Here is a 14,492-nt window from a genome sequence, read left to right as displayed (position 1 = left end):
AAATCTTAATAATTACTTTAATTAAAAACCTTGATTAGAAACATAAAATGGACAAACAAAAAATATTAATTGTTGAAGACGAAGAAAGTATTGCAGAAGTATTGGTCGCTTATTGTCAGCGTAATGGCTATAGCGCTCATCATTTGAATCGCGGTAGCGGCGTTATTAATTACATTAAATCAAATCAGGTTGATTTAATGCTGCTTGATCTAATGTTGCCTGATGTAGATGGTTTTGAAATTTGTAAGCAGCTAAGGCTTTTTTCACAACTGCCCGTTATTATGGTGACAGCCAAGAGTGAGGAAATTGATAGGCTCTTTGGTTTGGAATTTGGCGCTGATGATTATATTTGCAAACCTTTTAGTCCCCGAGAAGTCATGGCTCGCATTAAAGCGGTATTACGTCGTTTTGATAATAATGCTACTCAATCATCTTCGATCAATATTATCGAACAGTCGGGGTTTATTATGGAGCCCGACAAATATAAGGTGACCTTTAAAGGAACTCCGCTAGATTTAACACCTATTGAATTTAAAGTTTTAGAATTACTGTTAAATAATGTTGAGCGTGTATTTACTCGTGATGAAATTATGAATAAGGTTTATCTTGATACGGTTGATGTTTCAGACCGTAATATAGATACCCATATTAAAAATATTCGTAAAAAAATTCATTCAATCTCTACAAGCTCAGATCCCATTTGCTCTGTGTATGGTGTTGGTTATAAATGTCAGCAAACAAATTAACCAGGGTTTTGGCTTCAGTTTTCAATTTTGTATCAATAACAACCTTAAAGCAGATGCGTATTATAAGTATGCTGGTGAAGTGACACTGATATCGCCCTCAATAAAGTTATCAAAACTTTGTCGTAAAATTTGACCGCCAGGCCAGTGTAATTCAACAATGCCGAGTAACGGCTGATACCGAGCCGTGTATAATGTTCCCCAGCCGTGCCAATCGCTCGATTTTCTTAACAATGGTGACTGGAGGAATAAGCTAGTTAGTGAGTTTTCTGCTTCTCGAGGATCGTTGATTCGGGCAGATAAATACTGAGCCCTAGTGTAACTATCGGCAATGGCATCAATATCCTCAATTGGGCTACCGTCTTGATGATTAGTGGCAAAAGCTAAGGAGTTAACCAGAACCTTTTCGCCGGGACAAATTACAACGGTTTTACTAATACCGTGACGGTCAACTAAGGTGACGTTATACGGCATATGAATCGGCACACGATTTAATACTTTAACGGCTTGTTCAGTGTTTTTACAAAATTCTAATAGGTAACGCAGTACAATAGTAATAGCAAAGCCATCACCATGTACTTGTCGGCCGCCATAAGCGAGTGAAACTGCTAAGCCATGTTCATTCATGCCATCAATGACGCCCCATAAACAATCTGTCATCGCGATAACGCGAGTACCATTCCAATTGGTATGTAGTAATAAGCGGTCACATAATTGCGAAGGGAAATCATAATTGCGCACCAGTTCAATACCGTTTGTTGTTTTACTTGCTTGTGAACAACCTGAACGAAAAACCGGTGGTTTGTATAAACATAAAAAAGCACAAGTTTGTTCATCGGCACCAAATGCATGACATAAGCCATCATAGGTGCTGATTAGCTCTGGCATATAATGACGTATCTGCTCTCTACCTTCCTCTGCAGTTACTCGCTCTGGCGCACGACTTAACCAGCGATGATAAGCTGGCCAAGTTTTAGCGTAGGTTAACGCCAATTTCTCTCCAAGGAAGTGTTCTTGTTGTGACGAAAAACCTAACTTAGGCGTTTGCTCAATCATGATTTTATATATTGCTTAATCTGCGTTGAAGCTTCTTTTAGCCATTTCAAATTGTCACCCTTTGGTTTTTCCTCACTGTTACCTTTATTGCTGCTGTTATTGATATTGTAATTGGCATCGATATCGGTTGCCGGAGTTATGTTAACTGTTATGTTCACTGCGGCATCATTTTCTATACTTTCATCGCTTGTAGTAATAGTTGGCTTCTCGATGACAGACTGATCGACCAAGAAAGTATCAGCAAGGTCTGGTTCTTCAAATACTAACTCTAATGGTAAATGCTGCGCAGTTACTAATGATGCAGTAACCACTGCTGGGCCTATGGCCAAGTTATTATACTCAGCGATATCTGAGCTTGTACTTAAGCTAACCGTTTGTTCAGCAGTTTGATGAATAACAGATTCTGCTATAGCTGTATTTTCAAGTTCTGTATTCTCGAGTTCACTACTAGCCAGCTCTTTATTAGAAATAAAGGCTGGCTCAGTAGCCATATTAGTTTTGCTATGCCTTGTCGCTTTTTGTAATGGTCCCAAGCTCTCTAAGTAATTGTTATCTCGTTGTGCTTTGTTATAAACAGTAAAGTTTATTTTTGAGTCTCGGAAGCTTTTAAGTGGTTGACCTAGGTTACGTAAACCCACTTCACGTTGGCGTCGAATACTATCAAAATCAAGTTCGGTAACCAAAAACTCATCCGTTGCGCCTGCTTGGTATACAGTTCTTCCTGCAGGGTCGATAATACAAGACTGACCGATGCCGCCAACACCTAAGCCATTAATATCAATAATATAACTTTGAAAAAGAGCGCCACTACTGCGGGCTAAATTTAATTCTATATCACGATCGTTAGTGCCAGTGAGTACTGGATGTAAAATGACTTCTGCGCCCATAGTGGTCAGGGTTCGTAGTACTTCTGGGAACCACATGTCGTAACAAATACATAAACCAAAACGACCAGCACCGGGCACATCAAAAACGACAAATTCATCGCCAGCTTCTATACCTTCCTCAAAAGGACGAAATGGGAATAGCTTTCGGTGACGGGCGATAACTTCACCTTGTGGGTTGATCACAGGTGCAGTGTTAAAAATTGCTTCATTCTTAAGTTCAAAAAATGAACCAGGGATAAGCCATATATTATGTTTTTTAGCCATGGCACAAAAACGTTGTTCAGTTAAGCCAGGCATGGTTTCGGCAAAGCTATCTAAAGGGCCGTGAGCGGCAAGTTCACTCACAATGACCATCTCTACCCAGGGATACAAACACATCAATAGATTAATTTTATCTTCAATGGCATCGACATTGTTACCGTGCTGCAAATTCATTTGTATGCCAGCTATACCAAATGGCGTCATAAGTAATGTATCCAGAATGAGTGATTATAATGTGGAAAGCCTTTAAATCAGACTAGCCAATGTTTGTTATTAATGTTGTAAGTAAAGTTTGAGCACTGTCGTTAACAAACTATTTTTTGTTGTGCTGGGAAATCTATCAAACTTTATTGAGAATATGAAACATCAAGGTATAGCCATTTGTCACTAGTGCATAACTCAAGGTTAACCTTAATGATTTCTTATACAATATCGGATTGAATTTTAGCCTGCACTATCAAGAGGAAGTATGGTTAAAGCAAACCTTCAGAAAACATCCATAACAATCAAAAGCCAATACCATAAAGTATAAATACATTAATAACATGAACTTATCTCGTCAGTTATTTGTCTTGAGCTAATTACAAGCCATAAACCTTATTGTTGCTAATCTGAGCAAGTCATATTTATTCAGCTCACAGTCTTTCCCTAAAAACAGTATCAAGCCATCTATAACTAAAGGTTATTGATTAGGTCAATAACAGAATGCAATAGTTACGATTTTTCTGGGTATATTAATACTTAGGTTGATGGTATTGCAGGAAAAAAACCTCTGCTTTGTGTGTGGAAATTCTCTGCAATACTAATAACGTACTATTTTTAAGCTTGACGGTAAGCCTTGATTTTGATGCGAATAAACATGGAATAATGGATAAATATAAATGAGTAATGTTAAAAATAAAAAAACTCAACAGATGATCGGCTTTTATCATCAGCTTAACAATAAGCGGCAAGATACTTGGGTGAAATTGAAAAAGTATACTTTTCATCTTTCAACCAGTAGTCGAAGTGGAAAAGGGCATAATCGTTTAAAAAAAGCGGTTGAGCTTTCATTAATATCACTTGAAACTATTGAGGATTATACTGCTTTCCCATCGAAGGAAAATTTTCGCTATTTATGGATTCAATTTAAACAAAAAGATTATGTTGGTCTAAGCCATTCTGTCGCACAAATTCATTACTTTTTAGAAAATGGTACCTATCGCCGTAAAGACATTGATTTATCGTTATCTACTACCGAGCCAAAAGTCAATTTAGAAACAGAGGATGAAAACCCTAATAGTATTCAAGGCGCAAATAATTCCCGCTCTAGGCCTTATTTTGAAGTACTTATTGTTGATGATTTATTGATTGATGCGGAAAATCAATTGCTCAATGCAATGCGTACTATGCGCCATCACGATGATCAATTTACTTACAATGCCATCGTAGTACCTACTTTTGAAGATGCCATTATCGCGGTGTTAATTAACTCGAATATTCAAGCTTGTATATTACGTCCTAGCTTTCCGATGAAATCAAAACGTAATAGCGGCCTTATTACTCATGTGGTGGCCGCAATTGATGAAAAGTTGCGTAAATATGTCTATAACAGCAAAAATCAAGGCAGTGAGTTAGGTCGCTTAATCAAATATTTACGACCTGAATTAGATTTATACCTAATTTCAGATATGGCAATGGAAGCAGGTAATCAAGATGATGATGGATATTTTAAGCGAGTATTTTATAACGAAAATTCTAACTTAGATTTACATCACAGCATATTAGGCGGGGTCAACGAACGGTTTGATACGCCATTCTTTTCAGCCTTAAAAAAGTATAGCCGAAAGCCTACCGGTATTTTTCATGCCTTACCTATTTCTCGAGCAAAATCCATTGAGAAATCAAACTGGATTGGCGATATGCTCGATTTTTATGGCGCTAATATATTTCTTGCTGAAACATCGACAACATCGGGTGGTTTAGACTCCTTATTGCAACCTAAAGGCCCACTTAAAAAAGCGCAAGAATACGCATCACGCGCCTATGGCTCTCGTAGCTCTTATTTTGTTACTAATGGCACATCAACCGCTAATAAAATCGTCGTACAGGCCTTGGTGCAACCCGGCGATATTATTTTGGTAGACAGAGATTGTCATAAATCACATCATTACGGCATGGTACTTTCAGGTGCTCATGTAAAGTATTTAGATTCTTATCCAATACATGACCTTTCCATTTATGGTGGTGTGCCGCTAAAAGAAATAAAGCGTAACCTATTAAAATACAAAGGATTAGGGCAGTTAGACCGCGTTAAAATGTTGCTACTGACTAATTGTACCTTTGATGGTGTGGTATATAACGTGCGCCGAGTCATGGAAGAATGTTTAGCAATAAAACCAGATTTGGTATTTTTGTGGGATGAAGCTTGGTTCGCTTTTGCTAGTTTTAACCCGATTTACCGCACACGTACGGCAATGTATTCAGCAGCATCCTTAACAAGACGTTTTAAACGTTCTAAATACCGTAAAAAATATCAAGAATTTCAGCAACAACTTGCGCTGATATCACCTGATGAAAGGCATGTCTGGATGCTGGAAAATGAACTGGTACCTAATCCAGATTTAGCCCGAGTCCGCACTTACACCACACAATCGACCCATAAAACACTGACCTCATTACGCCAAGGTTCGATGATCCATATTTATGATCAGGATTTTCGTCAAAAAGTCGAAAGTACTTTTAACGAAGCGTATATGACACATACGTCGACCTCACCTAATTACCAAATTTTAGCATCTTTGGATATTGGCAGGAGGCAGGCTGAGTTAGAAGGTTACGAAATGGTCAACAAGCAACTTGAATTGTCGATGACCATGCGTCAAACAGCCTATCAAAGTCAGCGTTTGAAAAAGTACTTTGATGTATTGGTGAATAAAGATCTGGTTCCAGCGCAATACCGTGAATCGGGTATTGAAAGCTATTTTAATGTTGATACCGGCTTTAGCCAGATGGAGGAGGCATGGGCTAATGATGAGTTTGTCGTCGATCCGAGCAGGATCACAGTGCACGTTGGTAAAACGGGTATAGATGGCAATACCTTCAAAGATAAATATTTGATGGACAAATACGGTATTCAAATTAATAAAACCTCCAGAAATACTATTCTCTTTATGGTTAACATTGGTACCTCACGAAGCTCAATCATGTACTTGCTAAATTGCTTATACAAAATTGTTAAAGAATTAGAAATACGTGATGAAGAAATGAGTCCTGCCGAGCAAGCTATCCATCAAAAGCGGGTTATTTCATTAACCAAAGAGTTACCGCCTTTACCTGACTTTAGCTGCTTCCATCGTGCTTTTTTACCTGGACGAACACTAGGCACCGAAGAAGGTGACATTCGAAAAGCCTATTTCTTATCTTATGATTGTGAAAATTATGAGTATATGAATTTAGACAGTGGTGAGCTTGAAAGAAACATGCAAGCGGGTAGAGAGCTTGTTTCAAACACCTTTATCATTCCTTATCCTCCTGGTTTCCCTATTTTGGTACCAGGGCAAGTGATAAGCCCAGAAATATTGGCATATATGAAAGCGCTCGATGTAAAAGAAATTCATGGTTATAACCCTGAGCTGGGTTTAAGTGTTTTTACTGAGCAAGCATTAAGGCGAGTTGAACAAAAATTGCCACTTGAATTGACGGTGAATAATCCAACTGCAGATAAGGTCAAAGTAATAACAACAATAACTAAACAAAAAGAAAAACAAAAAGTACTGCAATAAAGTGATCGATAACTACTTAATCAACTTGGTATAAAACATCCGCTTCTGGAGCATAACTCACAGACGGTTAATCACATTCACTTTCACATTCATAATAAAAAGAGAATACCGCTATGAAAAAACTTAATGGTTTAACTGAAATATATAAATTTTTTCGAACCTACAAAAAGCCGATATATTTTGTTTCAGCATCGCCTTTTAATATTTTAGGGCTAGGTCAATTAGTTCCTTCGTTGACCTATGTTAACTACTTTGATTGCTTTGATGGTGTCCATCATCGAGTTTTTACCCCAAAAGACCGTGGTTCGCCAGAATTCACCTGCTTAGAGGATGTGGTAAATTACCTGTTAGATCATAATGAAACCAAAACCTTTATGGAAAAACAAGGTGAGGGTGGTCATATGATGGCCGTGATGTTTAATGAAAAAACTGAACAACTTGCCAAAAGTAGGGGAATTAATCTCGCGATGCCATCCTATGAATTGCGCAATCATTTAGACTCAAAAATTGTCACCACACAAATGGCTAATGAGGCAGGGGTTGCTAGTGTGCCAAATGTATTAGGTGAAGCTGATACTTTTGAACAACTTATGGATTTGGCTAAATCAGGTAAGTTAGGTAAAGATTTAGTGGTGCAAACACCTTACGGAGATTCTGGTAAAACTACCTTTTTTATCGCCTGCAAAAAAGATTGGCAACAAGTTGAAAAATTAATTGTTGGCCAAGAAATAAAAGTGATGAAACGTATTGATCCACGTTGCGGCACTGTTGAAGCCGTAGCAACTAAACACGGTACCATTGTTGGTCCTATTTTAACTGAGCTTGTTGGTCATAAAGAGCTTACACCGTATAAAGGTGGCTGGAGCGGTAATGAAGGTTTTGCGAATGTGCTGGAAAAAACTGCCCGTACAAAATTAGAACGCATGGTGAAAAAATTTGGTGAGCGACTTTACCAGGAAGGTTATAAAGGCACTTTCTGTATTGATTATTTAATTGATAAAAAAGATGGTCGTATGTATTTGGGTGAATTAAATCCACGTATCAGTGGCGCTTCACCTATTACCAATTTACTGACACAAAAATATGGCGGTATACCCTTATTGATGTTTCATTTACTTGAGCACATGGGCATTGATTATGATATCAACATTCGTGAGATCCAGAAACGCTGGAGTGATTTTGATACCTGGTCGCAAGTCGTGTTTAAACATACCGGTGATGATGTTCGATTGTTGAAACAAGTACCCCGCTCAGGTATTTGGCGAACCACACAAAATAATGATGTTGAGTTGGTACGACGTACTGCCGATTGGAGCAATGTATCGGGTATGGATGAAGCATTTTTTCTTCGGATTTTAGGACCGGGTGAATACATTTATAAAGGTGCTGATATGGGCGTATTATTAGTCAGAGGTCATTTACAAACCAAAAATGACAAACTTACCCCCCGGGCAAAAAACTGGGTTGGGGCGATGAAATCTCGATTTCAATCGGCAAGCCTAGAGACTGAAATACATCCAAGTTTATCTGATACAGATATTCTAGGTAAGATATTCTAACCCTAAGTCCTAGTGAGAAAACCCTACTGTATTAGTATCAGTTAATAAAATGTAGTTAACCGCAATCACCTTACAAGCCCTCGGGGATTTGCGGTTAGTACATTGTTTATATTGCATAAAATTAACGTATATTGCTATCCTATTCCTACGCAATACTTCTAGAAATGATAAAGAGAAAGGTAAGTGTTTATTGCTAGAATACTGAGTTATCTTTTGGCATATATTGTCTTAAAATAATTAACGTTCTACAATTAATGTAACTTTAAAAAAGAACATCTCATTATGCCTTCACTTACTGATCGATTAAGAAAATATAAAAATTCCTTCGAAAAATCAGTACCAGCTGAAGTACTTGAAGTTTTAAGCCGAAATATTTCTTTACTTCAAAAAAAGCACAGCCTGCAAAATAAATTAAATGTCGGTAGTGTGATAGAACATGGACAAATATATGGCAGTAAAGGTCATATTGTGGAATTAGATAACGTGTTGTTACAAGCACCGATCATTATCAACTTCATCAGAGGTGCCTGGTGTCCGTACTGTATGTTAGAGCTACAACAATGGCATAAATTTATAAAATCAGTTGATGAACCAATAAATTTCATCGTCGTTTCTGGTGAAATATCTTCTCTGTCTGACCAAGCAATAGAAGATAATAAACTGGGTTTTCCTATCTGGGAGGATAAACATTATCGGTTAGCAACAAAATTTGGTCTGACTTATGGCGTAAACGACGAAATGAAGGAGTTATTGCTAAAGTGGGGCATTGACCTAACAATACGTACCTGTATTGATGACTTTGTTTTGCCTACCCCAGCTACCTATATTATTGATAAGAGTCATACCATTCGTTATGCTTTTTTAGAAGAAGATTACACCGAACGAGCAGAGCCACTAGATGTGTATAATGAATATAAAAAATGGTTGTAGCGAGTTAATCTAAAACTAACCTAAATTTTCGACAGCACAATAATTTTTCGAGTTATTCAGCAAAGGCTGTTATCAAGGTGATTGGCTTATTGTTTTTCTTCTAACTTTAAACATTCTCTTCTTTCTACCTTCTCTGTAAGGCATTCAGCCTAACTTCTTTGTACCATTAAGCTCACAGTTTCTAACACTTCTACTACATTAACTAAACAGTAAAGTACATGTCTTGGTTACAATAAATCGTATAATTGTCACACGTTTTATCACTAATGTTTAGTCACTAAACATTAGTAAATCACATTAACAATAGGTAGGCATATATGCCGATAAAATTGAAAAGTATATTTGGGCTTAGTTTTTTTCTCATTGGTGGATGTAGCCAGCTTCACCATGTTCATATAGGTGAGATAGATCAGTCACAGGGGACGTTAACGCCATTTGCTATTCAAGTAAATGAGCTTGGTTTTGATGCCGCTAAAGCTGCAGAGATTGGCTCAGAAGTAGCAAAATCAGCTTCAACAAGTGAAGATTTAGAGCTGGTGGCATTTATCTTAGCAATCAGTAACTTTGGCCCAACAACCGGTAATCCGGTATATGACGATGCATATGCTGATCAAGTGCTGTCTGAAGTTATCAAAGCCTGTCCCAGTAAAAAAATAACCGGCTTAACGTCTGTTCGTGAAGCGACCAATGTTGGACCAGTAAGTGGCGAGGTTGTACGCATCAAGGGCTACTGTATTAATTCAATTTAGTGAAATCTAGCTCAATCCAGACAAATCTAATTCAATTTAGGAAAAACATATGTTTAAAAATACATTATTAGTATCACTAGTTGGTATAACACTCAGTGGTTGTGTTGGTTTAAATACAGTATCAATGACACAGGTACCAGCAGAAAGAGAAAATATAATTAGTACCAATTCATCTAGCTGGAATCTCATTGGCATCAATTTTAGCAATGCTTTTGTTGATGAAGCCATTGGAAATCTTAAGGCACAATGCCCAACAGGAAAGATAGAAGGGGTATATACCAAACATCAAACTACAGGTTATGTACTTGTCTTTAAAAGAGAAGTTATTGTATCTGCTTACTGCAATGAGGTGTAGTGATGAAAAATCTATTTTTGTTGCTTAGCATACTTACCATAATGATGTTAAGTGCGTGTACTAGTAGCATTCATATGTCACAAGTTGATGTTGGCAGTAATAGTCAAAAGGAACTTGAGCATGGCAAAATCATTGCGATTGAAAAATCTCAAAAAAATATTCTCGGCTTTGTTTATAACACCGGTTATGTTGACCAAGCATATATTGAGCTTTTACAGCAATGCCCAACGGGCACCGCTATGATCAATGTTGAGTATTTAACGAATCATGGTTTTCTCAGGTGGACAGACAAAATCCGCATTAAAGCTATATGCCAATAGATACTGTCAACAAAATGTGGCTGATTTAGCTACATTTTGTTATATCTTCGAAAAAACCAATAGACGGTTATTAGCAGGCATAACATGATCGTCTATTAACTTCAGGCCTGCGGTATTTGCTAAGGTAAGAATCGCTTCTATATCACGAATACCACTCTGGCTGTCTCGCTCTTTAAGCCAAATATCAAAATTAGCATTGCTTTCGCTGGTAAATTTCCCTTGGTAATTAAACGGACCATATATGCAAATATTAGCTTGTGATGGCAAGTTTTGTGCAAGGCCTTCAAAAAAGTTAACCACTAATGGCCAGCTTATTATATGCAATGTATTCGCTGTATATATAGCATCAATAGGCTGAGTACAGGCAGGCCAACTATTATTTAAGTCAGCAATAATAGGTCTTTGGATGTTGGTTAAATCGGCTTCGTCTAACCAGGCATTAATGCCTGGGTGATTTATTGCTAAATCACTAGTCTGCCAAGTGATATGTGGTAAGTGCTGGCCGAAGAAAATAGCATGCTGACCTGTTCCTGAGCCAATCTCTAATACATGATTAGTGTTTGAGAAAACCTTGCTCAAAATATTTAAAATAGCTTGTTTATTATTTTCACAGGCTTGGGAGAATGGTTTGTTCATTATGTTTTCTTATAGTAGATATATTTATTATGTGGGATCGGTAACTTACTTAAAGTCTGACGTTTTAAAAGTTTATTGCTTAAAAGGCAGCATTTGCCGACATTGTTGTTGATACGTTAACATATGCCGTTGCTCTTGTTGGCAAAAATCTTTAATTGCAGGTCTAAATCCGGGATGTTTTATCCAGTGATAAGAGTAGGTTAATACCGGTTCAAAACCTCTTTGAATTTTGTGTTCGCCTTGAGTGCCAGGATTAAAGCTTTGCAGTTTGTTGTTAATGCAAAACTCGACGCCTAAATAATAACAAAGCTCAAAATGTAAGTTATTAACTTGTTTAGTACAGCCCCAATACCGACCATACAATTGATTATCATCATAAAAGAACAGTGCAGAGGCAATATCTTCTTGCTCATCACTGGCGATGATCAGTAAAACGTTGTTCGCCATGTTAGCGACTATCTGGTTAAAAAACTCAAAACTTAAATGAGGTTGGTGACCACGTTTCATGTAGGTTAGCTGATAGGTTAAATAAAAAAACTCGAGGTCTTGTTGATTTATTTGGTGATTTTTCAATTGACGCACTTTAATATTTTGTTGGGAGATAGACAATCGTTCTTTACGGGTATTTTTTCTTTTACGTGAGGTGAATGTACTGAGAAAATCTTCGAATGTTTTATAATCACGATTAAACCAATGAAATTGCACGGTGTTACGTTGATAAACATCCTTAGGTAAAGGTGCTTTAATTTCATCGCAATACAATATATGCCAGCTATTAATATTTTGTTGTTGGCAATGTTCAACTAAAGGTTCAAATAACTGCTGTATTTGCAGTTGTGCAGAGAGTAATTTATTACTACTAATCGGCGTGAATGGGATAGTAGCAACTAATTTAGGGTAATACTCTATACCATTACGCTTAAAAGCATCCGCCCAGTCCCAATCAAAAACATATTCGCCCCAAGAATGACTTTTCAAATACATTGGCATAATTGCCGCCATTTCAGTTGCCGTTGTTGCGACTAAATGGTGTGCTTGCCAACCTTGCTTAGCACAGACAGATTGGCTTTTTTCAAGGGCATCAAAAAATTCATATTGTAGAAAAGGGCAGGAGGCGTTATTTAAATTCTGCCAATGACTCGCAGTAATGTTGTCAATATTGTCTACAAAATTAAAAGTTATGTCGGCATTCAATTGATAATTTCTCACTAGCGTGGCTGTTTATATAATACCTTTTTGAAGTCGCTTGGGTATATTTACTTAGTACAAGCGGCAATGGGGTGAATTACTGCTTTGGTGATTTTACCATATTGAAGTTTAACCAATGGCTGATTGATATAACCATTAAATTTTTGTGTCTTCCACTGAGGTAACAACTCTGGCTCGGTGGATAAATTAGCAATAAGCCCCGTAGATTTCTGTGCTTTAACTTTATTCTTATGATAAATATTGTTTTTAGTGTTAGCTGCCGGTAACTCGGGGACAAAACTTTTTTCGCGACTCGCGGCGACAATGCAAATTCTATTTTCAGCGGCGCGAGCTATCAAGTTATATGCTACTTCACACGGCTCTTGAATATCAAAAGGTACCAGTAATAAGTGGCAGCCATGTAAAGCTGCTATTTGAACTATTTCTGCTATGTTAGCATCATCAGCGGTTAGCATCGCAAGGTTAATACGACCTTGTTCTAAGGGTAATTCTATAATATTTAATTTTTCACCTAATTCAGTCCATTGATATCGTTGGCAAAAATGTAATTGCTGCTGTGTAGCTAATAAACCCTGTTCGCTTATTAATACCGCTTGATGTACACCTTCAATAATTAAACTTGTGCATAGGTACTGAAAAGGTCTAAGCACGGCGCTTACCTGTTTAATTAGTTGCTCACTTAGGTTGGCTATTTGCTCTCTTTGTTTAACATCATTAGTAATTGTTTTATCGGCAATAAAGAATAATTCTGGTAATTGAATGATGTCAGTGAGGTTATTCTCAATGTAATGACAAACATCTTCAATGGCTTGTTCATTAGATTTGTATGTTGCAAATATAGCCACATTGGCCGTCACAGGAACATTCTCGACCTTCATAAATGTATTTTGGAATGTGTGTTTAATACTCGCTTTTAGCCTTTGATAAAGTTCCGGGCGCAGCTGTTTAATAAGCTGTGTGCCGTCAGGGCGGAATTTATTATTTAAACCTACAGTTATTTCCACTTCTGTTTCGGGACTAGCGGCTGTTTGGGTCACAGATAAGTCGATGTCAGCAAAAATAAAACCTTCTTGTTTGTTATCAAGCTTTGCTAGGACTCTACCGTTGGCAGCAACTATTTGGCTTTGACCTGCGCCAACGCGAGTACTGAAAAGCTCGTCTTCGAGCATTAAATCCTGTGTTTCTGCTATTGCTTGCGATTGTTCCAGCATTTGCTCAGTAGAAAGTAGGGACCCGACTTTATTGGCGGTAGCAAAAAAAACGTTATTTTCGCAGGCGCGAGCAGGATCATGTAAATGACTTTGATCTAGAGCAAATGAATTAATAGAGTTACACAATAATTGCGCACCACTGAATGCTAATTTTCGTGCTGGATCGAAGCTCATGGTATCGCTTAACAGGCCCAGTTTACCGATAGGTGTTGCTATCACCTCAGACACTTTACTCGTGCTAATGAAATATTCTTTTTCAGAGCCAACTAAATTTTGTTTATCTTCCTGGTGAATAAGCTTACCAAGCGGGCAGTACAAACATGAAGTGATGCTGATATTAGATTTAGTGTTTGGTTCTGAGTTCGAGCTGGCTAGGCCGCCGCTGTCATTATCGGGTAGATTAGACGAAATATTTCGGCGTAAAGTCACATTGATCACAATGTAGCAGTTATGCTGTTTTGCTTGCTCAGCTATAGCTTGTAAAAAAGGCCCCTCAATGGTTAGGGCTTCATGCCATGCTTGGTCATGATTGGCGTAACAGGTCAAACTTTTATCAAACTGTGTTTTACTCTGTGGTACATAAGGAACAAGTACATTAGAAAACAGTGTATTACAAAATTCAGGTAGCACGATCAGTGATGGTTTACATTGAGCCGCCTGATTTATCATACGAATACAGCTTGCTAGGTTTTCTTGAACATTTGAGGAGGTGGCAAACTGAACAACGGCTACGCGCATGATTTTTATTTTCCAGGTAACTTAAGATTATTTGAATTTAACAATGTAAATGAACTATGCCAATGCACTGTGTG

Annotated in this window: 12 protein-coding genes; 7 read left to right on the top strand and 5 right to left on the bottom strand. The window is 37.6% G+C overall.

What is annotated here, in order from left to right:
* Window positions 1-47: 47 nt before the first annotated feature.
* Window positions 48-746 (top strand): response regulator, encoded by a 699-nt coding sequence (locus tag GAB14E_RS12450; RefSeq protein ID WP_033082177.1) that lies wholly within the window; start codon window positions 48-50, stop codon window positions 744-746.
* A gap of 60 nt (window positions 747-806) precedes the next feature.
* Here the strand turns inward: GAB14E_RS12450 and GAB14E_RS12455 are convergent, their stop codons facing one another.
* Both GAB14E_RS12455 and GAB14E_RS24515 read right to left on the bottom strand, forming a co-directional pair.
* Window positions 807-1,799, bottom strand: a complete 993-nt coding sequence (locus GAB14E_RS12455; RefSeq protein ID WP_033082176.1) for a C45 family autoproteolytic acyltransferase/hydolase — start codon at window positions 1,797-1,799, stop codon at window positions 807-809.
* Window positions 1,796-3,151, bottom strand: coding sequence for a carbon-nitrogen hydrolase family protein (locus GAB14E_RS24515; protein WP_081967795.1), 1,356 nt, complete (start codon window positions 3,149-3,151; stop codon window positions 1,796-1,798). The genes GAB14E_RS12455 and GAB14E_RS24515 overlap by 4 nt, the downstream gene beginning before the upstream one ends.
* Window positions 3,152-3,828: 677 nt before the next feature.
* Between GAB14E_RS24515 and GAB14E_RS12460 the strand changes: the two genes are divergently transcribed.
* The 6 genes from GAB14E_RS12460 (at window position 3,829) to GAB14E_RS12485 (ending at window position 10,624) form a co-directional block, all read left to right on the top strand.
* Window positions 3,829-6,711 (top strand): aminotransferase class I/II-fold pyridoxal phosphate-dependent enzyme, encoded by a 2,883-nt coding sequence (locus GAB14E_RS12460; protein WP_081967794.1) that lies wholly within the window; start codon window positions 3,829-3,831, stop codon window positions 6,709-6,711.
* A gap of 113 nt (window positions 6,712-6,824) precedes the next feature.
* Window positions 6,825-8,270 (top strand): biotin carboxylase, encoded by a 1,446-nt coding sequence (locus tag GAB14E_RS12465; RefSeq protein WP_033082175.1) that lies wholly within the window; start codon window positions 6,825-6,827, stop codon window positions 8,268-8,270.
* A gap of 282 nt (window positions 8,271-8,552) precedes the next feature.
* Window positions 8,553-9,200 (top strand): redoxin domain-containing protein, encoded by a 648-nt coding sequence (locus GAB14E_RS12470; protein ID WP_033082174.1) that lies wholly within the window; start codon window positions 8,553-8,555, stop codon window positions 9,198-9,200.
* A 317-nt stretch (window positions 9,201-9,517) separates the two neighbouring features.
* Window positions 9,518-9,949 (top strand): hypothetical protein, encoded by a 432-nt coding sequence (locus GAB14E_RS12475; RefSeq protein ID WP_033082173.1) that lies wholly within the window; start codon window positions 9,518-9,520, stop codon window positions 9,947-9,949.
* 49 nt (window positions 9,950-9,998) lie between these two features.
* Window positions 9,999-10,304, top strand: coding sequence for a hypothetical protein (locus GAB14E_RS12480; protein WP_033082172.1), 306 nt, complete (start codon window positions 9,999-10,001; stop codon window positions 10,302-10,304).
* A gap of 2 nt (window positions 10,305-10,306) precedes the next feature.
* Window positions 10,307-10,624: a hypothetical protein gene (locus GAB14E_RS12485; protein WP_033082171.1), complete on the top strand. Its 318-nt coding sequence runs from the start codon at window positions 10,307-10,309 to the stop codon at window positions 10,622-10,624.
* 39 nt (window positions 10,625-10,663) lie between these two features.
* On the opposite strand, the gene GAB14E_RS12490 is transcribed toward GAB14E_RS12485, so the two are convergent.
* The 3 genes from GAB14E_RS12490 to GAB14E_RS12500 form a co-directional block, all read right to left on the bottom strand.
* A complete protein-coding gene (locus tag GAB14E_RS12490) occupies window positions 10,664-11,260 on the bottom strand; it encodes a DUF938 domain-containing protein (RefSeq protein WP_033082170.1) in 597 nt (198 codons plus the stop codon).
* A 72-nt stretch (window positions 11,261-11,332) separates the two neighbouring features.
* A complete protein-coding gene (locus GAB14E_RS12495) occupies window positions 11,333-12,469 on the bottom strand; it encodes a GNAT family N-acetyltransferase (RefSeq protein ID WP_052093655.1) in 1,137 nt (378 codons plus the stop codon).
* 47 nt (window positions 12,470-12,516) lie between these two features.
* A complete protein-coding gene (locus tag GAB14E_RS12500) occupies window positions 12,517-14,418 on the bottom strand; it encodes a nitrilase-related carbon-nitrogen hydrolase (protein WP_033082169.1) in 1,902 nt (633 codons plus the stop codon).
* Window positions 14,419-14,492 lie beyond the last annotated feature (74 nt).

The organism is Colwellia psychrerythraea, assembly GCF_000764185.1.
GTDB lineage: Bacteria > Pseudomonadota > Gammaproteobacteria > Enterobacterales > Alteromonadaceae > Colwellia > Colwellia psychrerythraea_B.
This window is presented reverse-complemented; position numbering and strand designations above follow the sequence as displayed.